This window comes from Paenarthrobacter sp. NPDC089714, assembly GCF_044748905.1.
Lineage (GTDB): Bacteria > Actinomycetota > Actinomycetes > Actinomycetales > Micrococcaceae > Arthrobacter.
Map to the genome: position 1 here is coordinate 127,892 of NZ_JBIVGX010000002.1, position 18,825 is coordinate 146,716.

The window sequence follows — 18,825 nt, forward strand, 5'->3', positions numbered from 1 at the left end:
ATTGAGTGTCCCTGAAGGCTTTCCAAGGAGCGCCCCTTGACCGTCGTATCAACCCCTGCCTCGCTGAAGCATTCCGTGCACGCCATGGACAACGCCGAGGTTTTGCGGATCCGGAACGACTTCCCCGTCCTGGACCAACTGGTGAACGGCAAGCCACTGGTGTACCTGGATTCCGGCGCCACATCGCAGAACCCGGTCAGTGTCATCGAAGCCGAGCAGGAGTTCTACGAACAACGCAACGCGGCCGTGCACCGCGGCGCCCACTACCTTGCCGTGGAGGCAACGGAGGCTTTTGAAGACGCCCGCCAGACGGTGGCCGATTTCATCGGTGCCCGGTATGAGGAAACGGTGTGGACCTCCAACGCCACCGAGGGCCTGAATTTGGTCAGTTACGCCCTCTCCAACGCCGCGCTGTGGTCCGCGCAGGGCCGGGGCGGTTCGGCGCTGAAGGACCTCGCTTTTGGGCCTGGCGACGAGATCGTGGTCACCGAAATGGAGCACCATGCCAACCTCATCCCATGGCAGGAACTCGCGTTCCGCACCGGGGCCACTTTGAAGTACATCCCCATCACGGACGACGGCGCGCTCCGGCTCGACGCTGCGGCGGAGATCGTAGGGGAGCGTACGCGCTTGCTCGCTTTCACGCACGCGTCCAACGTCCTGGGAACGGTCAACCCGGTGCGTGAACTGGTGGCCCTGGCCCGCCGCGTGGGCGCGCTGGTGGTGCTCGACGCCTGCCAGTCGGTGCCCCACCTGCCCATCGACGTCAAGGAACTGGACGTCGATTTCGCCGTCTTCTCCGGCCATAAGATGCTGGCGCCCACAGGTGTTGGCGTGCTCTACGGGAAGCAGGAACTCCTGGACGTCCTGCCGCCCTTCCTGACAGGTGGTTCCATGATCACCACGGTCACCATGGAACGCGCCGAGTACCTGCCGGCTCCGCAACGCTTCGAAGCCGGAACCCAAAGGATTTCCCAGGCGGTGGCACTCGCCGCGGCGGTGAACTACCTGAGCGAAACCGGGATCGACCGTATCCACGCCTGGGAATCCCAGCTGGGCCAGCGGCTGGTGAAGGGCTTGGAAGCCATTGACGGCATCCGCGTGGTGGGGCCTGCTTCCGGTTCCGAACGGATCGGCCTGGCCGCGTTCGACGTCGCCGGAGTGCACGCGCACGACGTCGGGCAGTTCCTGGACGATCGCGGCATCGCCGTCCGCGTGGGCCACCATTGCGCCCAGCCGCTGCACCGCAGGCTGGGACTCACCGCAACCACCCGCGCCAGCACCTACCTCTACAACACCACGGACGACGTCGACGCTTTCCTGGACGCTGTGTCCGGAGTGCGGGCGTACTTCCAGGCCTGAGGGCCTTCCATTCACCCTTTGACGAACAGGCAAGCACCATGAGTCTCGACCAGTTGTACCAGCAGATCATCCTGGACCACTCCAAGCAGCGGCACGGCAGTGGCCTCGCCGACACCCCGGCACCCGAAGGGGCCGCCACGGGCCAGTCCCACCAGCTCAACCCGGTCTGTGGCGACGAAGTGACCCTGCGGCTCGCCGTCGCGGATGGGACGGTCAGGCAGGTCAGCTGGGATGGGGCTGGTTGCTCCATTTCCATGGCATCCGCCTCCGTCCTGAGCGAGCTGGCCGAGGGCATGTCCATCGGCGAACTGCATGCCGTGATCGATACCTTCCGCGAGGTCCTCCGTTCCCGCGGGAAAGTCCAGGCCGATCCGGAAATCCTCGGCGATGCTGCGGCGTTCGAGGGCGTCGCCCGGTACGCCGCCCGGGTCAAGTGCGCCATGATTTCCTGGGTGGCTGCCGAGGACGCGCTCAACCAGGCCACCGCCTGACCCTCCTCGCCGGGGACGTCGCCTAACTTCGGGCGAAAACGTCAGGCACGCCGTCGCCGTCGTCGTCCCGTTGCTCTTCTGCCGCCACTTGCCGGTACCGACGGTTGCGGGCCTTAAGCACGACGGCGGCAAGCACTGCCGAGATCAGGGAACCGGCCAGGATGGCCACCTTGGCGTGGTCGTTGTGGGCCGAACCCGCCCCGAAACTCAACTCGCCGATGAGCAGCGAGACCGTGAAACCGATGCCGGCCAGAAGCGCCAGGCCGAAGAGGTCGATCCAGGCGATGCTGGAGTCCAGGCTGGCCCGCGTGGTCTTGGTGACCAGGAAAGTGGTGCCGAAGACTCCCGCAGCCTTGCCCACAACCAGAGCGGCCACCACTCCCAGGGCCACAGGATCACTGAGGGCTGCACCCATGCCGCCAAAGCCGCCCAAGGCAACACCTGCCGAGAAGAAGGCGAAGACGGGGACGGCGAAGCCGGCCGAGAACGGGCGCAGCCGGTGTTCGAAATGTTCGGCAAGACCCTCCGCCGGTTCACCCTTCCTGCCGCTGGCAAAGACCGGAACAGCGAAGCCCAGCAGCACTCCGGCCACGGTGGCGTGGATCCCGGAAGCATGCACCAGGGCCCACGTCGCCAGGGCCAGCGGGAGCAGCACGTACCAGCTCCGGATGCGCTTCTGGACGAGAAAGGTGAAGAGGGCGAGGGGAATCAGGGACGCGAGGAGCATGAGGGGCTGCAGGCCGCTGGAGTAGAAGAAGGCGATGATGCCGATGGCGATGAGGTCGTCCACCACGGCGAGCGTCAGGAGGAAGGTCCTGAGCGCTGCGGGAAGGTGTGTGTTGATCACGGCCAAGACCGCGAGGGCGAAGGCGATGTCCGTTGCCGTGGGGATGGCCCAGCCTTTGAGGGTTTCCTCGGCCGATCCGAGGTTGAAGAGGACGTAGATCAGGGCCGGGACAATCACGCCGCCTACAGCAGCGGCCACGGGAACAACAGCCTTGGCGGGCTTGCGGAGTTCGCCGGCCACGAACTCCCGCTTGAGTTCCAGCCCGGCCAGGAAGAAGAAGACGGCGAGCAGGCCATCGGACGCCCAATGGCCAAGGCTGAGGTCAAGATGCCACGGCTCGTAGCCGATGGTGAAGTCCCGCAAGGCAAAGTAACCGTCCGCGGCGGGGGAGTTGGCCCAGATCAGGGCAATGACCGTTGCGGCCAGCAGTAGCGCGCCACCGACTGTTTCGGTCCGCAGGATCGCGAGGATACGCCGGTACTCGGGGTAGCTGGAACGGGTGAAGATTCTGTTGGTGCTCGGCGGCTTGGCCACAGGGGCTCCTTCAGTTGGTCCGGGGTATCACAATGACTCCGCCGACCAGACTTCCCGGCACACCAACATCCATCCTACCCAACTGGGTCGCAGTAGAGCGCGTTATGAGGGGTCAAAACGCGCTTAACTGCGACTCAGTTGGGTGAGGGTTACGCGAAAAGGCCGGCGACGCCGATTGCCGCCGTCGCGAGTCCCAGCACCATGGAAATGGTCACCAGGACCACGTGCACGGTCAGGAACCTGGTGGCCTTGCCCGAGGCGTCACGGGCGCGGGGATCCTTCATGACGCGCTTGAGGAACTGCGGCCATACCGCCAAGGACCATACGCCCGCCACGATCAGGATGATCGCGAGGATGGCAGGAAGCTGCACCTTAGTGGCTTTCGAGCCAGGCCTGGGCCTGCTGGGACTGGATGTTGAGGGCCTTGCCAACCATCGGTTCCGCGGCGTCGGCGATCTTGCCGCCGAGGAACGGAACGGAGGAGGTGACGTTGCCTTCGAGTTCGATGCGGGTGCTGCCGCCCTCGGCGATCAGGCGCTGCACGGCCGAAACGTCCAGGGGAGCGCCGGAGACCTTCAGGGCGATGGTGCTGGCACGCGAACCATCGGCAGCGGGAGCGTCCCACTTCTCGGTCTGGGTGACGGTGAGGCTCTCACCGACGAACTTGCGGGCGATGTCCGGCAGCCGCGTGGTGGGCAGCGTGCGGACGGTGGTGGTGGTGAACGCGCCGGCGGTGTCACCGTCGATCGTGAACGATTCCAGGGAGCCGCCCACCAGTTCGCTCGTGTGGCGCAGGAAGTCTTCGTCAACGAAAACAGCAGCCACGCGGTCAACGCTGTGCGGCAGGGTGGTGGATGCACTCAGGGCCATGGGTCCTCCGTGGATTGGTGGTGTTGAAGCTCTTTTAGCTCCCCAACATCCTACGGGGTGTCGGTGGACACTCCTGAACCGGGCTCCACGGCCTCTTCCTCTTGCAGGGCAATAGCCGCCGCCGAGATGTTGCGTGCCATGGACGGAAAAATGAACCCGTGGAACGGGTAGACGCCCAGCCAGTACAGCCTTCCCGCCAGTCCCCGAGGGAAGAAAATGGCGCGTTGCTTGTAAAGGCTACCGCCGCCGTCGGGTTCCACCGCCAGCTCCAGCCAGGCGCGTCCCGGTGCCCGCATCTCCGCCCGCAGGCGGAGCAGGTGCCCTCGTTCGATCGCCTCCACCCGCCACCAATCCACCACTTCGCCGCTGCCCAGCGTCTTGGGGTGCCGGCGTCCGCGGAGCAGCCCGGCCCCGCCTTGGAGCTTGTCCAGCCAGCCGCGGACCCGCCAGGCCAAGGGGAGCGAGTACCAGCCGTTCTTGCCGCCGATGCCCTCAATGATGGTCCACACGTGTTCCGGCTTTGCTTCGCTGTGGAAGCTCCGTTCATCCAGGTAGACCTTGTAACCGGCCCAGTCGGGGTCGCTGGGCAAAGGATCGGCGTCGATGCCGGCGTTGGCCCACGTGGTCTCCACCTGGCCGTCGCGTTCCTTGCCCAGCGCCAGGGCGACGGCGCGGCGGTACGGCGTCAGGCCGCCGTCGGGCTGCGGTATGTAATGGTCGACGTCGTGCTCCCGCGACACAGCATCGTGCTGCAGTGACTGCACCAACGGGAAGGACATGGACAAGGGAATGGGTGTCACCAGTGCCACCCACAGCCCGGCGAGCTTGGGTGCCGGGACGGGCAGGGCGATCACGAGCCGCCGGGGAAGTCCACGCTCCAGGGCATACTCGTTCATCATGTCCTTGTATTTGAGGACATCCCGGGAACCGATATCGAACGTCCGGTTCAGCTTGTCCGGAAGCGTTGCCGCGGCGACCAGGTAGTGCAGGACGTCCCTGACTGCGATGGCCTCGATCCGGTTGGTGACCCAGCTTGGTGCAGGCATCACCGGCAAGGTATCCGCCAAGTGCCGGATCATCTCGAAGGACGCCGAGCCGGAACCAATCACCACCCCGGCCTGGAACACGATGGAATCCACGCCGGACTCCAGGAACACCCGGCCTACCTTCTCTCGGGACCGCATGTGCGTGGAAAGCAGCTCGTTGTCCGGATGCAGTCCACCAAGGTAGACGATCCTGTCCACCCCCGCCGCCTTGGCTGTCTCCGCGACCAGCCGCGCCATGGCTTCCTCCTTGGCCTCGAACCCGCTGCCGGAGGCCATGGAGTGCACCAGGTAATAGAGCACCTCCACACCCGCCAAGGCCTCTTCCACGCCGGCGGCATCGTCCAGTGAGTCCTGCACGATCTCAACCTGGTCGTGCCACGGGACATCCTTGATCTTCTGTGGCGAACGGACCAGCACCTTGACGCGATGTCCGGCCTCGAGGAGCCGGGGGACCAGTCGGCCGCCGATGTAGCCGGTGGCGCCGGTGACAAGGACGGTCCGGCTGTGGGAGGGAACGGAAGGCTGCAAAGGGAACTCCTGGGTCTGGAGGGAGGGGTAGGCTGGAATAACCCGGCATTCTTTTGAATTTCCGGGCATTTGTGTTGCCTGCCCTTGGATCCACCCTAGGAGTTTCAGCCATGAGCCTCAACGGTCTGCGCCGCGCACTCGCGGAAGACAAGAGTTTTGCGCGTGTCCGCACCGAGGCCAGGCGGCCCTTCGACTCCCGGAGCACGGATTACCAGATCAGTGGTCCCACCGGCATGCGTTCCGTGCTGCTCGCCGAAATGGCCGACGCCCTGGCAGGCGAAGGCTCCGCGGGTCCGGTGGTCCTCGCGGTGACGGCCACGGGCCGCGAAGCCGAGGACCTCACCGCAGCGCTGGCCTCCTACCTTCCCGCCGAATCCGTGGCGGCATTCCCCAGTTGGGAAACCCTTCCGCACGAACGGCTCTCGCCGCGGTCGGACACAGTAGGCCGCCGGCTCTCCGTCCTGCGGCGGCTGGCCCACCCGGAAAGCTCGACGGCGGCCCCCCTGCGCGTGGTGGTGGCGCCGGTCCGCGCCGTGGTCCAGCCCATCGTCGCCGGCCTGGGCGACCTGGTCCCCGTGATGCTTAGAGTGGGCGAAGAGCGGTCCTTCACCGAGGTGGTCCGGGCCCTGTCCGACGCCGCCTACGCCCGTGTGGACATGGTGACGCATCGCGGTGAGTTCGCCGTGCGCGGTGGCATCCTGGACGTTTTCCCGCCCACCGAGGACCACCCGATCCGCGTGGAGTTCTTCGGCGACGAAGTGGACCAGATGCGTTGGTTCGCCGTCGCCGACCAGCGCTCGCTGTCTGCCCCCGGAATCCACCACCCCACCGAATTGCATGCCCCGCCGTGCCGGGAAATCCTCATTACGCCCTCGGTCATGTCCCGGGCGGCCAAGTTGAAGGCGGACATGCCTGCCGCAGCGGACATGCTGGAGAAGATCGCCGGCGGCATCGCGGTGGAAGGCATGGAGTCCCTGGCCCCCGTCCTGGTGGATGCCATGGTTCCGTTCGTGGACCAACTTCCCGCCGGCTCGCTGGCCGTGGTGATCGAACCCGAGAAGGTCCGTACCCGGGCGCACGATCTCGCCGCAACCAACGAAGAGTTCCTTGAGGCCGCTTGGTCAACAGCGTCCGACGGCGGTGCTGCGCCCCTTGATCTCTTGAGCCGCGCCTCCACCGACTTGCATGCCGCCAGTTTCCGTTCGCTCACGGACACCCGGACTTCGGCCCTGGAGAATAAGGTGTCCTGGTGGTCCATCACCTCACTGGCCTCCGACGAGGACCTGGTGTTGGACATTGACGTGCTCAACCTCCATGCCCGTGAACCCCGCGGCTACCAGGGCGAAGTGGCTGAAATGCTCGACTTCATTGGTTCCCGCGTCCGGGACCAGTGGCGCGTAGTGGTGGTGACCGACGGTCCCGGCCCTGCGCAGCGATTGGTTGAGCTGTTCCATGACGCCGATATTCCGTGTGCCCGGGTTGACTCCCTGGATGACGAGCCGCAACCAGGCATCATCGAGGTGACCTGTGCCGCCGTCGGGCGTGGCTTTGTGCTCGATGGCCTGAAGATGGGCCTCCTGACCGAAGCGGACCTGCTGGGCCGCGCTTCGACGAGCTCCACCAAGGACATGCGGCGCATGCCGTCCAAGCGTCGCAACGCCGTGGACCCGCTGCAGCTGCATGCCGGGGACTTCGTGGTCCACGAACAGCACGGGATCGGCAAGTTCGTGGAACTGATCCAACGCAAGGTGGTGGGAACATCCGCGTCCGACTCGGGGCTGCGCGAGTACCTGGTGCTGGAGTACGCCCCGTCCAAGCGGGGTGCCCCCGGGGACCGCTTGTTCGTTCCCACGGACCAGCTGGACCAAGTGACCCGCTACGTTGGCGGTGACACCCCCGCGCTGAGCAAGATGGGCGGCGCCGACTGGGCCAGCACCAAGTCCAAGGCCCGCAAGGCCGTCAAGGAAATCGCTGGCGAACTGATCCGCCTTTACTCGGCCCGCATGGCCTCGCGGGGGCACGCGTTCGCCCCGGACACGCCGTGGCAGCGGGAACTTGAGGAAGCCTTCCCCTACGTGGAGACCCCGGACCAGCTGACCACCATCAACGAGGTCAAAGCGGACATGGAGCGCGAGATCCCCATGGACCGGCTGGTGTCCGGCGACGTGGGCTACGGCAAGACCGAAATCGCCGTCCGCGCCGCGTTCAAGGCCGTCCAGGACGGCAAACAGGTGGCTGTCCTGGTGCCTACCACCCTCCTGGCCCAGCAGCACTATGAGACCTTTACCGAGCGATTCTCCGGCTTCCCGCTGCGCGTCAAACCATTGTCCCGGTTCCAGTCCAGCAAAGAAGCCAAGGAGACCGCAGAGGGCGTCAAGAGTGGCGCCGTGGACGTGGTGATCGGCACGCACCGCCTGCTGTCCAAGGATTTCGAGTTCAAGGACCTCGGCCTGGTCATCGTGGACGAGGAACAGCGGTTCGGCGTGGAGCACAAGGAAGCGCTCAAGAAGATGCGCACCAACGTGGACGTGCTGGCCATGAGTGCCACCCCCATCCCGCGTACCTTGGAAATGTCCCTCACCGGCATCCGGGAAACGTCCACCCTGGCCACGCCGCCGGAAGAACGCCACCCCGTGTTGACCTACGTGGGACCGTTCACCAACAAACAGACCTCCGCCGCGATCCGCCGTGAACTCATGCGCGAAGGACAGGTGTTTTTTGTGCACAACCGGGTGTCCTCGATCGAACGGATTGCCGCGCAGATCCGCGAGCTGGTTCCCGAAGCGCGGGTGGAAGTGGCTCACGGGCAGATGTCCGAGAGCCGCCTGGAAAAGATCATCGTGGACTTCTGGGAGAAGCGCTTCGATGTGCTGGTGTGTACCACCATCATCGAAACCGGCCTGGACATCTCCAACGCCAACACGCTGATCGTGGATGGTGCCGACAAGTACGGCCTCTCGCAGCTCCACCAGCTTCGTGGCCGCGTGGGCCGTGGACGTGAACGGGCGTATGCCTACTTCCTGTACCCGTCGGAGAAGCCGCTGGGCGAGGTCGCGCTGGAGCGCCTCAAAGCCGTGGCTGCGCACAATGAGCTCGGCGCCGGCATGCAGCTGGCCATGAAGGACCTCGAAATCCGCGGCGCCGGCAACCTTCTGGGCGGCGAGCAATCCGGCCACATCCAGGGTGTCGGCTTCGACCTCTACATCCGCTTGGTGGGCGAAGCTGTGGCAGAGTACCGTGGCGAGGCCGAGGAGAAAGCCGCCGAGATGAAGATCGAGCTGCCTGTCAACGCGCACTTGCCGCATGACTATGTTCCGGGAGAGCGCTTGCGCCTGGAGGCCTACCGGAAACTGGCCGCAGCCATCACCAACGAGGCCATCGACGAGGTCCTGGCCGAACTCGTGGACCGCTACGGTGAGCCGCCACTCCCGGTCAAGAACCTCATTGCCGTGGCCCGCTTCCGGGTGGGTGCCCGCGAAGCCGGGCTGTCCGACGTCGCGCTCCAAGGAAACTTCATCCGCTTCTCGCCGGCGCAACTGCCCGAATCGAAAACCATGCGCCTCAACCGCATGTACCCGGGTTCGCAGGTCAAGCCCGCCTTGGACGCGGTACTGATCCCCAAGCCCAAGACAGCAAGGATAGGTGGCCGCGACCTGCAGGATGCCGAGATCCTTGACTGGGCCAACAACGTGATCGAAGCAATTTTCACCGATGTACCCGTAAAGGCTGGCTAAACGAATGATGGGAGGACACCACGCCGCGACGGGAGCCGCGGCGTGGATCGCTATTGCCTCGACCGGCCCGTACGCGCTGGGCTGGTACCCGCTGGATTCCACCGGCATCCTGATCGGCGCCATGGCGACGGCGGGAACGGCGCTTGTGTGCGACTGGGACCACCGGCACAGCACCATCGCCAATTCGTTGCCGCCGTTGTCCAACGCGATCGCCGTGGGTATCGAGAAGGCCAGCGGCGGGCACCGTCAGGGAACACACTCCTTGCTGGGCGCCTCGGCGTTCGTGGTGTTGGCTGCGATGGCTGCCCAATTCCAGATGGTCACGCCCGTTGGGAGGTTGTCGGTGGGCGCCGGGCTGCTGTGCATGTTCATGATCAACCTGGCAGCCAAGGCCCTGAACCTGTTCCCCAAGTCCGGGTGGATCACCAACTGGCTTTTCGCGCTGGTGATGGCGGGGTTGGTGACCTGGTTCGCGCCGGCCCAGTGGGGTTGGCTGCCCCTGTCCATGCTGACCGGCGTCGTGGTCCACATCGTGGGGGACATGATTACGGTGGGCGGTGTGCCGTTGCTCTGGCCGATCGTCATCAAACCGCCCAAGTTCCTGCGGAAGTCCGCCATCAGCGGGATCTGGCGTCCCAACGGTGCCTTTTCCCTGCCGCTGCTGGGCCGGGCGGGATCACGCCGCGAATGGCTGGTCCTCATCCCCGTCAGCGGCTACGCGATGGTGGGCATGGGCGCTGCTGCCTGGGGACTGGCTCAACAGCACTGGCCGGCGGTCCTGGCGGCGTTGGCGCTGTAAACCCGCACTTAAACAAGGAAGGGGCACCCGCTGGGGTGCCCCTTCCTTGTTGCTTAAGACCTAGTTCTCGCCGGCCGAGTCCGAACGGCCGAGGACGGTCTGCGGAATCCAGAAGGCCAGGGCGAAGAGGCCCAGGCAGACGGCCATCGGCCACGGGTTGTCCAGCGTCAGGAAGGACAGGGAGTAGATGGCGCCGAGGAAGAGCACGATCATGACCACGAACAGCACGATGCTCGTGCCCAGGTTGTTCTCGTTTTCAATCGGGGCAGTGTTCTTGGACAATTCATTCCTCCTTGGCCCCGCAGGGCTCAAATCCGTGGCGGCGGCCGGAAGCCTCAGTAGTCGGATGAACCCTGTTCACCCTTAACGATGGCAATTCCGGAACTCGCTCCGATACGTGTTGCACCAGCAGCAATCATAGCCTGTGCATCGGCGAGGGACCGCACTCCGCCCGAGGCCTTGACGCCCAGTTCGGGGCCGACCGTCTTGCGCATGAGGGCTACGTCTTCGGCTGTTGCGCCGCCTCCGTTGAAACCGGTAGAGGTCTTGACGAAGTCGGCACCCGCTTCCACCGCTGCTTCACAAGCGATGACCTTCTGCTCGTCAGTCAGCAGCGAGGTTTCGATGATGACCTTCAGGATCGCCTCACCCGTGTGCACAGCTTCGGCCACGGCGGTGATGTCCTCCACCAGCGCACCCTTGTCATTGGCACGGGCCGAGGCGATGTTGATCACCATGTCGATCTCGTCCGCGCCGTCCAGCACGGCGCCCCGGGCCTCGAACGCCTTGACGTCGCTGGGCGTCGCGCCGAGCGGGAATCCCACCACCGCGCAGGTCAGGACGCCGGAACCCTTGAGGGCTTTCTTGACGGTCTTGACCCAGATCGGATTGACGCAGACGGACTTGAAGTTGTACTCGGCTGCCTCGGCACACACCTTGAGGACGTCGGCCTCGCTGGCCTCGGGCTTCAACAGGGTGTGGTCGATGTACGAGGCGATGCCGGCTTGGTTGCTCATGGAATCCTTCCGTGCCGGGCGTGGCCGGCCCGGTGGCCGCAGGGTTGTCACTGCCCGTCAAAGGACCATCTTGCCACACAGGCCACCGGCACCGGCGGGAGGTTGTCAGGCGGCTGCCTGGACTTCTGCCGTAGCAGCGGCAGCGCCGCCACGAGCGGCAGACAACAGCCCCGAAGCGCACAACATGGCCGACGATTCCGCGGACAGGAGGAGCCCCAACCGCAACCCGTCGCAGGACGCGGCGTCGCCGATCGCCCAGATGCCCGGCACCGACGTGGCCAGGTCGCGCCCGACGGCGATGCCGCCGTCGTGAGCCAGTTCCAGGCCCGCGCTGGAGGCGAGTTCGGTGCGCGCAGTGCGCTCCTCCGCCAGGACCACCAGGTCGCCGTTCATGCTGCTGCCATCCTCGAACAGGATGCCGGTGGCCGGCAGCGGGGAACCGGCCAGGGAAGGTACGACGGCGGACGGCCGCAACGTGGTGCGCACGGGACGGACGCCCCTGGCCCGGAGCACGGCCTCAGCCTGCCCGGCGGCGGGTCCGGTTCCCACGAGGATGCCCAGCGGACGGCGGCCAACAACCCGGGTGACGTCCTTGACGGCTTCGCCGATGGGACCGGCGTCGTCAATGGTGGAGTAGTTCAAGCCACAGTAGGCGCCGGTAACCGGGGGCAACGACGGTGCCGAGCCGGTAGCGATCACCAGTTGGTCGTAGGAGAACTCCATGCCATCAACGGTGGTCACCATCTTGGCGTCCACGTCGATGTAGCTTGCAGCCTGGCCGAAGCGGACCGAGACCTTGGGCAGCTCAGCGAGTTCCAGCAGGGCGTCGGAGCACTCGTCGCGGTTGCTGAGGACCGTGATGGTGCCCTCGAAGGTGCGGTGATCCCGGGGGCGTGGGCCACCCTTGCCTGCGAGCCTCCGCACCAAAGCCTGGGCGGCCGGACCTGCGCCGGCAATGACGATGTGGAGGGAAGGTGAGGACATGGTGGGCCCTTTCGCTGAATGACCTGTTCGGTGCTTGTGGGATCAGCCTAGGACGCCGGTTTTTCGCGGGTGTTTCACCGCTGTTGCCATCTTTGGTTGTTGCGTAGCGTGGTGTTTACCGGGCGGTAATAACGTACGTCACATTCGCAGCGTTCGCAGTGGGGCATCCGGGATTTTGGCCCTGTGGATAGCACCACCTAGATAATTTTCCGCTCCACCTAATTTTGGGTTTCTACCACCTAATTTCCCTTGTTTTGGTCTAGGGAGAGCCTTTTTTGCCACCTAGTCGGTTTTTCGTGTGCTCACAATGACCCCGGCTACGTGACCACTTCCGGTCACGACCATTCCGGTTGTTATTCCAGGAGCGCTTGTGACGTCCGTTGACACTTCGTCGGGGTTGAATCCTTCGGGTGGGTTCACTTTGCCTGAGGTTGATTCCCTTGATGATGCGGTGAAGTCGCTGCGGCAGCTGGCCGGAGATTACCTGACGGACTTTTGCAACACCGCGGGGATTTGGCGGAACCTTTCGGTTCATTACAGGTCCGAGGAATCAGCCGCGGTTCTGACAGCATTTGACCATCTGACGCCCACTGCGCAGCGCGTAAACAGCACCGCAACTTCCACCGCGGCCGCTCTGGAGACTTTTTCGTCAACGTGCCGGGACTTGAAACAGCGGCTCGAAGCCTACGGCAGGGCCGTGCACGCCCTGGATGCGGACATTTCCCTATTCCCGAGCAGCATCGAGGTCACCCATCGCGTCAAAGACGACGAGATCACCACCACGGTCACCCAGCACTGGAGCGGGGACGCTGACCTGAACGCCCGGCGCGAGCGGCTCGCCACCGATATCAAGGCCATCCACGACGACTACCTGAATGCCCAAAACACCTGCGCACAAGCACTTGCAGTCATCTCCGGCGGTCCCGTGTACGCGGCCACGGCACCTACCGGGCCGGACCCGAAATTCGGGAACTGGGTGGACGCACTCCTCTGGGACGCCGGAACGTACGCCGGCATCGACCGCCCCCAGGACGAACAACCCTGGGGCAACCAAACCATTCCCTACCGGCCCAACGGCGGGCTGGGGCTTCTCCAAGGGATTGGCGCAGCGTTTATCGAAACCGTGGACGGCATCTGGTCCCTGAGCGGAACCCTGAATCCGATCAAACGCGACCTGGCCTGGGGCGGAATCAACACCACCATCGGCGCCGCTGGAACCTTGGCCGGAGCCAGCATTCCGTGGCGGGACGAGGAGACCAAGGAACGCGAAGAGCCCAAGGTCAAGGAAGCCCGGGACCTCTTCACGTCCATCGGCCCGGCCTTCATCCACCTCGAAGAAAATGAGACCACCGCGGCCTGGGCAGCCGGGGCATCCGTGTTCAACGTCTCCAGCCTCTTCCTCGGCGCCGGAGCAGGCGCAGGAATTAAGGCCTCCAAAATCGTCTCCTCAGCAGGGATGGCCGCAGGGCGCCTGTCCCTCGCGACGATCGACAGCGCCAAATACGCGGCGTTCGCAGCCAAGCTCGCCGCCAGTTCCCATCTGCTCCTGAAAACCGCGGACTTCCTCGAAAAACCCGGCTCCTTGGCGCTGAAAGTGTCTGACCTGCTCATGCCGAACACCACGGCGAAAGTCCAGGACGCCCTCACCAGGGCCCGCGTTGGAACCTGGAACCTCGTCACCAATGCTCGGGCAGGCGCCACAGAGGCTGTGTCGGCGGCCAAGGATGCGACAGCAAAGGGACTTTCCGTGCTGGCCGAAGGCCTGCGCGCAGCAGATGCTTCACTGCCAAAAGCCGTTTTCCCTACCCCGGGCGGAGCTCTCACCCGGACTGGCCGCACCCACCATGCCTCCAATTGGTTGGAAACCCGGGCCTCGGCCATTCGCGGGAACAACCCACCCCCGTTCGTTCCACCACTCAGGACCAGTGCGAGACATCCAGCTGTGCCGTCGGTACTCCCGGACCACTTCGTCGTACCGGACAGAATCGAGAACACCATCATCCTGAAGCACGGTGATGGACTTTTCCCGGTCAGCCGCAGGGAAAACTTCGCGGCACGAACCAACCTGAAGCCGTTCACCGAGTATGTCATCGAGCACCGCAGCCTCATGAAGAACTCCCAGGGGATCGTCAATAAGCCCACTCTGGAAAAGTTCTACACCGACGCCACCGGCACCGTCAGGGTCGTCGACACTTATGGCGGCGTCAGAGGGGCGTGGTCCCTTGAGCTGAACAAGCCTCTGCCAAACGTCACCTACAACGTGGTGGTGGAAGTGGATGGTGGACTCCAGAACACGTTCACTCTTGTCATGGACCAGAATGCTGAGCTCGCCTCAGCCAAGGGCCACATTGTTTCGACACTCGTCGGAGACAGTAACCGCAACGGTTACCAACAGCGCAAGGCGGGCCGCCTCGGAGGCCCCGGCTACGACGGGGGCCACGCAGCACCATCAGGTCTGGGCTTCATCGGCGAAGGCGCCGGCATCTTTCCCCAACACATGTGGCAAAACCGCGGTGTGGGCATACCCAACGACATACAAAACTTCCACGAAGTCGAGATGGAAGTCATCAACACCGTTAAGCGTAAATTGACCGCAGAAGAAGCTGTGGATCTTACGTGGGAAATGGAGTTGGTTCCCGGAACCGAGCCCGGGGTGCCAGCGGCCACAAAGTTGACGTACTATTTCGACGCAGATCTCAAGATCATTCGTCAGTTCAACAACACCACATCAAGCAAGCAGGTTCTTAATTGACAAGCGATGCACTTTCCGCTGATCCGTTCGTCGTGCAGGGTCTCGCGCGCCTTAGGGAAGAAGCGTATGGACCTGGCGGATTCGCAGGGGACGCCTTGGAGGTTTTTCGAATCGTCATTTTCAGGGGCTCGGACACAATGGGCTGGGGATGGATGGAATCGGCGACGGGTCGACGCAGCATGGGATCCAGCCACGAAGACTTTTCCAATGAAGCTATGAATGTTTGGCTGGCGGAGGTCCGGGCACGTACCTACAAAGTGGGTGGCGGGACATGGACGACAGCAGAAATACGACTTCATCCCAACCAGCCCGGACGCTTGGAAGTCTTTGACGAAGAGCACCTTCAGAAAATGGGTGATGGGCACTGGTATCCCGGGGGTGAACCAGCCGTGGCCGAGCTCTGGGCCCAGCAGCTGCTGGCCTACCCAAGAACCGTCGATAACATCCCCGCGTGGATGTGGGACATCTTCCGCGCCGAAGGCGTGACCCCACCCATCTACAACCCGCAGTTCAACTCTGTGGACTGGAAGAACCGGCGCCGCCCGGTCACGGACCGCGGAACCGACTTCTCCGTGGAGCCCACCATCATCGACCCGTCCAAGGAACCCGGGAAGTTCGCGAGGTTCAGCAAGAAACTCCTGCGCCGTTGACGCAGGCATGGGGGACACGACGACCGCAGGGCCATTCAGTACCGGCGCAGCAGTTCCCTCAAGCCGTTCGCGGCAAAACCCGCCACGGCCGCGGCGCGGTCCACGACTCCGTGTGCGCCCACGGGTTCGATGGAGGCCAGGAGTCCCGCTGCGTCGGCGAGGCTCATGGACAGTTCGGCCCTCACATCCCCGACGATGAGCTGGGCGCGGCGCGAATCTGACCACGCGTCCGGGCCCGGATCATCGTGCAAGGTGCGGGTAACCGCGACATCCTGCCACCCGCCGTCGAGCCTTGCACGGCCCCGGTAGGTGACGTCCGCTCCCGACGCTTCCACGCGTCCGTCGGCAACAAACGTCCGCCCGCCGAATCCGGCGTGTTCCAGGTACCCGGTGAACTGCGGGGGTGCGCCGGAGGCCGCGGTGGGAAGCACCACCGTTGCCCGGAACGTGAGCGGATCGCCTCCGATCCTGCCCTGCAACGTGTCATTGAAGCGCACCCCGGGAACGGGGTCGGTCATGGCCGTGCAGCTGGAATCCTTGGCGAGCCCCTCCGCGGTCATGGAGTCCAGGTAAGCCCGGGCGTCGCGGTAGCCCATGCCGATCAGGGTGTCTGCGTCCACCCGGCCCAGGTAGAACTCGGGATCCAGTGGCAGCGGGTGCGCAGGACGGATCACGTGCAGCACAAACTCGCGCCCCACGGCGGCGGCAGCCTCGAAATCAGCAAGCAAAGCACCCATGGCGCTCATTTCGATCATGTGCACGTACTGCTCCAAGGGCCCATCGCCCCAGTACGGGGAGTTCCCGATGCACCAAATGAGCCAGACCTCGGTGGCTCCGCGGCGGAGTGCCTCGCCCACATTGGCATCGCGCATCCACACGGCGTCCGTCCAGATCTTTCCATCGCGCCGCAGCGGTGTCAGGAAGATCGGCAGCGACATTCCCGCCGCCATCAGTTCCGCGTCGATCTCCTTGGCGTCGATGGCATGGCATCGTTTTTCGACGAACTCCACCACGTTGAAGGAACCTTCGACGGCGTCCGGTTCCGCCGCGCGGCCACGGATGGTGGCGTCGTTGATCCCCAAAGCGGGGAAGACTTTGTCCAGGATGCCGTCGGCATCGCCGACCGCAGGCAGCGACCACGGGCCCTTGAGGTAATCGCCGATCGGGAGGGCAGAGCCGAAATCCTTAACGTCCACGCCGGACCAGCGCTGGCACATTTCCCTGGCGGACACTCCGGAGAGCAGCATGCCGGCGGTCAGGATGCCCCCGGAAGCGGCGTCGACGTGGTGGAAGTCCAGGCCCTCCTCCTCAAGGGCGCGCATGACGCCCGCCTGCCAGGCCACGCGCATGCCGCCGCCGGCAAGGACCAGGGAGCGTTTCACTGTTGCAGGCCCGGCCCGGCACCCAGCCGGCGCCAATACACGAAGAGGAGTACCGCCGTCGCGAGGTCAAAAAACGCGACCAACAGGCCAATCGGCGAGAACACTCCGTTGAGTACCCCAATCCCGACTGCACCGAAAGCACCCGCCTTCTGGACGCCGGACCACAGGACAACTTCCGGGGACGGCACCGCATTGAGCAGAGTGTGGAGGAGGAGTCCGCCAACCACCACCATGAACATGCCCACGGTGCCGAACAGTTGGCGGGCCTCCGGCGTGGGATCGGCGCCGAGCAATTGGAGCAGCGGCCCGCCAAAAGGAACCTCCACCACGCCCGTGATCACCGTGATGACGGCGATGGCCGCGAGGACGGCGCGCAATGGGTCCGCCAGTGCCCAGGCAACGGTCCCTGGCGGATGTGGCTTGCGGGAGTCAGCGTGGGCGCTCATGAGAAGGACTCCAGGAGCCGTCCCCGGTCCACCAGCAGCCAGACCATGGCCGCCCAGGTGAGCGTGGAGACGTAGAAGCGGATGTCGTTGAGGAGCATCCACCGTTGCAGAAGGGTACGGAGCTCAGCGTCATCCTTGAAGTCGCCGCCGCGGATCCGGACGTTGATAGGGATGATGATGCCTTGCCCCACAACGGTCAGCGTGATGATGCCCACCAGGCAGATGATGGCCGGGATGAGACGGATGGTGCCCCACTCGGACCACACCAGGATGCCCCCGGAGATGAACATGATGGGCACCACCACGGTGAAGAATTTGGTGGCTGCCCGGGTGGGGATGCCGAAGTGCATGTCCACGTTATCCCTGGCCAGCGACCGCCACGTGGGGTAGAGGAAGAACTTGAGGACCCACATGGTGCCCACGTACATGGTGGCGCCAAAAAGGAAGTACAGCGCATTGAGGAGCAAGAGCCAGTTCACGGAGCACCGTCCGTGGCCCGGTCCGGCGCACCGGGGACCCTGCTGCGGTCCGGGGGCGCCAGCCATTCCTGCCCTTGTCCAAGGTCCGTGACGCTGTCCAGCATGTCTCCACCGCGGATACCGGCGGCACCGGCTTCCGTGGGGGCGGTCAGGAACCAGGCTTCGTAGTGGTCGTCCAGGACGCCGTGGGCCTGCGGCAGCCAGGCGGTGAAGATCGGCTTGCTTTCCACCTGGAGCGTCTTCAAAGGTTCGACGCCGGGCGCGTCACCCAGGATGAGCCGGGCCTTCGCTTGGGCGCCGAGCGCAATGTCTCCGGTGGCTTCGAAGTAGATGTCGGACTTCCAGAGCATGTTCCGGAAGGCACAGTAGTTGGAGGCTGCGAGTTTGAGCGGCAGGCCCAAGGGGTCCGGCCGTTCGATCTCGATATAGCAGCCAAGTTGGCCGTCCTTGTCGTACTGGGCCGAGACGCTGGAGTCCGTGACCACGAAGTCCAGGTTGGCCTGGTGCTTGGGCATGCCCCAGATACCCTTCCCGCCCTTCACGGAGATCTCCGTGCTGACGGGGAGGTCCACCACGAACTGGCCGAGCTTGAATGTCTTCTGGAAAAGCAAGGGGAGGATGGGTGGTGCCGGGCGGCTGCCGTGGGTGATGGCGATGGCCAGGGAGTATTCGATGTACTTGCCGATGTCCGTGGATTTGTAGTTGACCACCGTGACCACCAACAGCCCTTTCCCGCCCAGGCTGAACGGTCGCAGTTCCGTACCCGGGAGCACGGAGGCTGCGGCCCGTTTGTTGATGGGGAAGGCGGCCATCAGGACCGGGGAATCGTCCGAGTTCACGGGCATGAGGTACTTGATGCCGTCGGCCTGGGCATGCTGGCCGCGGAGCCGCTCCTGGCGCCGTGGTACCGGCGAGGGCATGAGCTTGAGCAGGGGACTGACCAGTTCGGTGAGGGTTTTCATGGG

17 protein-coding genes are annotated in these 18,825 nt (G+C 64.6%); 6 read left to right on the forward strand and 11 right to left on the reverse strand.

Features of this window, described 5'->3' with window-relative positions:
- The first annotated feature begins 36 nt into the window (after positions 1 to 36).
- Both ACIPY3_RS05135 and sufU read left to right on the forward strand, forming a co-directional pair.
- On the forward strand, positions 37 to 1,362 hold the full coding sequence (locus tag ACIPY3_RS05135; protein ID WP_400330934.1) for a cysteine desulfurase: 1,326 nt from the start codon (positions 37 to 39) through the stop codon (positions 1,360 to 1,362).
- 38 nt (positions 1,363 to 1,400) lie between these two features.
- On the forward strand, positions 1,401 to 1,853 hold the full coding sequence (gene sufU / locus ACIPY3_RS05140; protein WP_400330937.1) for a Fe-S cluster assembly sulfur transfer protein SufU: 453 nt from the start codon (positions 1,401 to 1,403) through the stop codon (positions 1,851 to 1,853).
- A gap of 22 nt (positions 1,854 to 1,875) precedes the next feature.
- On the opposite strand, the gene nhaA is transcribed toward sufU, so the two are convergent.
- The 4 genes from nhaA to ACIPY3_RS05160 all read right to left on the reverse strand — a co-directional run bounded on the left by nhaA (position 1,876) and on the right by ACIPY3_RS05160 (position 5,687).
- Entirely contained in the window at positions 1,876 to 3,174 is a 1,299-nt protein-coding gene (nhaA, locus tag ACIPY3_RS05145) for a Na+/H+ antiporter NhaA (protein ID WP_400330940.1), read from the reverse strand.
- 149 nt (positions 3,175 to 3,323) lie between these two features.
- Positions 3,324 to 3,545: an SCO4848 family membrane protein gene (locus tag ACIPY3_RS05150; protein WP_400330942.1), complete on the reverse strand. Its 222-nt coding sequence runs from the start codon at positions 3,543 to 3,545 to the stop codon at positions 3,324 to 3,326.
- A 1-nt stretch (position 3,546) separates the two neighbouring features.
- Positions 3,547 to 4,044 carry a DUF2505 domain-containing protein gene (locus ACIPY3_RS05155; protein WP_387433465.1) on the reverse strand — a complete coding sequence of 166 codons (498 nt, stop codon included), beginning with the start codon at positions 4,042 to 4,044 and terminating at the stop codon, positions 3,547 to 3,549.
- 50 nt (positions 4,045 to 4,094) lie between these two features.
- A complete protein-coding gene (locus ACIPY3_RS05160; protein WP_400330946.1) occupies positions 4,095 to 5,687 on the reverse strand; it encodes an SDR family oxidoreductase in 1,593 nt (530 codons plus the stop codon).
- A gap of 41 nt (positions 5,688 to 5,728) precedes the next feature.
- Here ACIPY3_RS05160 and mfd point away from each other — a divergent pair, with 41 nt between their 5' ends.
- Positions 5,729 to 9,352, forward strand: coding sequence for a transcription-repair coupling factor (gene mfd / locus ACIPY3_RS05165; RefSeq protein ID WP_400330949.1), 3,624 nt, complete (start codon positions 5,729 to 5,731; stop codon positions 9,350 to 9,352).
- Between the two features lie 4 nt (positions 9,353 to 9,356).
- A complete protein-coding gene (locus ACIPY3_RS05170; RefSeq protein WP_400330952.1) occupies positions 9,357 to 10,151 on the forward strand; it encodes a metal-dependent hydrolase in 795 nt (264 codons plus the stop codon).
- Between the two features lie 60 nt (positions 10,152 to 10,211).
- On the opposite strand, the gene ACIPY3_RS05175 is transcribed toward ACIPY3_RS05170, so the two are convergent.
- From ACIPY3_RS05175 to ACIPY3_RS05185, 3 genes are all read right to left on the reverse strand, one after another.
- Entirely contained in the window at positions 10,212 to 10,433 is a 222-nt protein-coding gene (locus tag ACIPY3_RS05175) for a hypothetical protein (RefSeq protein WP_387433475.1), read from the reverse strand.
- A gap of 53 nt (positions 10,434 to 10,486) precedes the next feature.
- Entirely contained in the window at positions 10,487 to 11,167 is a 681-nt protein-coding gene (deoC, locus tag ACIPY3_RS05180) for a deoxyribose-phosphate aldolase (RefSeq protein ID WP_400330955.1), read from the reverse strand.
- 105 nt (positions 11,168 to 11,272) lie between these two features.
- The gene (locus tag ACIPY3_RS05185; RefSeq protein ID WP_400330958.1) at positions 11,273 to 12,151 is read right to left on the reverse strand and encodes an FAD-dependent oxidoreductase; all 879 of its coding nucleotides are present in this window, start codon (positions 12,149 to 12,151) and stop codon (positions 11,273 to 11,275) included.
- Positions 12,152 to 12,815: 664 nt separating this feature from the next.
- On the opposite strand from ACIPY3_RS05185, the gene ACIPY3_RS05190 reads away from it, so the two are divergent.
- Both ACIPY3_RS05190 and ACIPY3_RS05195 read left to right on the forward strand, forming a co-directional pair.
- Positions 12,816 to 14,903 carry a hypothetical protein gene (locus ACIPY3_RS05190; RefSeq protein WP_400330960.1) on the forward strand — a complete coding sequence of 696 codons (2,088 nt, stop codon included), beginning with the start codon at positions 12,816 to 12,818 and terminating at the stop codon, positions 14,901 to 14,903.
- 215 nt (positions 14,904 to 15,118) lie between these two features.
- Entirely contained in the window at positions 15,119 to 15,553 is a 435-nt protein-coding gene (locus ACIPY3_RS05195; RefSeq protein WP_400330963.1) for a hypothetical protein, read from the forward strand.
- 35 nt (positions 15,554 to 15,588) lie between these two features.
- Here ACIPY3_RS05195 and ACIPY3_RS05200 read toward each other — a convergent pair whose 3' ends face one another.
- The 4 genes from ACIPY3_RS05200 to ACIPY3_RS05215 are packed head-to-tail and all read right to left on the reverse strand — an operon-like array spanning position 15,589 to position 18,822.
- The gene (locus tag ACIPY3_RS05200; RefSeq protein ID WP_400330965.1) at positions 15,589 to 16,935 is read right to left on the reverse strand and encodes a patatin-like phospholipase family protein; all 1,347 of its coding nucleotides are present in this window, start codon (positions 16,933 to 16,935) and stop codon (positions 15,589 to 15,591) included.
- The gene (locus ACIPY3_RS05205; protein WP_400330967.1) at positions 16,932 to 17,381 is read right to left on the reverse strand and encodes a hypothetical protein; all 450 of its coding nucleotides are present in this window, start codon (positions 17,379 to 17,381) and stop codon (positions 16,932 to 16,934) included. The genes ACIPY3_RS05200 and ACIPY3_RS05205 overlap by 4 nt, the downstream gene beginning before the upstream one ends.
- Positions 17,378 to 17,860: a hypothetical protein gene (locus ACIPY3_RS05210; RefSeq protein WP_400330969.1), complete on the reverse strand. Its 483-nt coding sequence runs from the start codon at positions 17,858 to 17,860 to the stop codon at positions 17,378 to 17,380. The genes ACIPY3_RS05205 and ACIPY3_RS05210 overlap by 4 nt, the downstream gene beginning before the upstream one ends.
- Entirely contained in the window at positions 17,857 to 18,822 is a 966-nt protein-coding gene (locus tag ACIPY3_RS05215) for an acetoacetate decarboxylase family protein (protein ID WP_400330971.1), read from the reverse strand. The genes ACIPY3_RS05210 and ACIPY3_RS05215 overlap by 4 nt, the downstream gene beginning before the upstream one ends.
- Between the last annotated feature and the right edge of the window lie 3 nt (positions 18,823 to 18,825).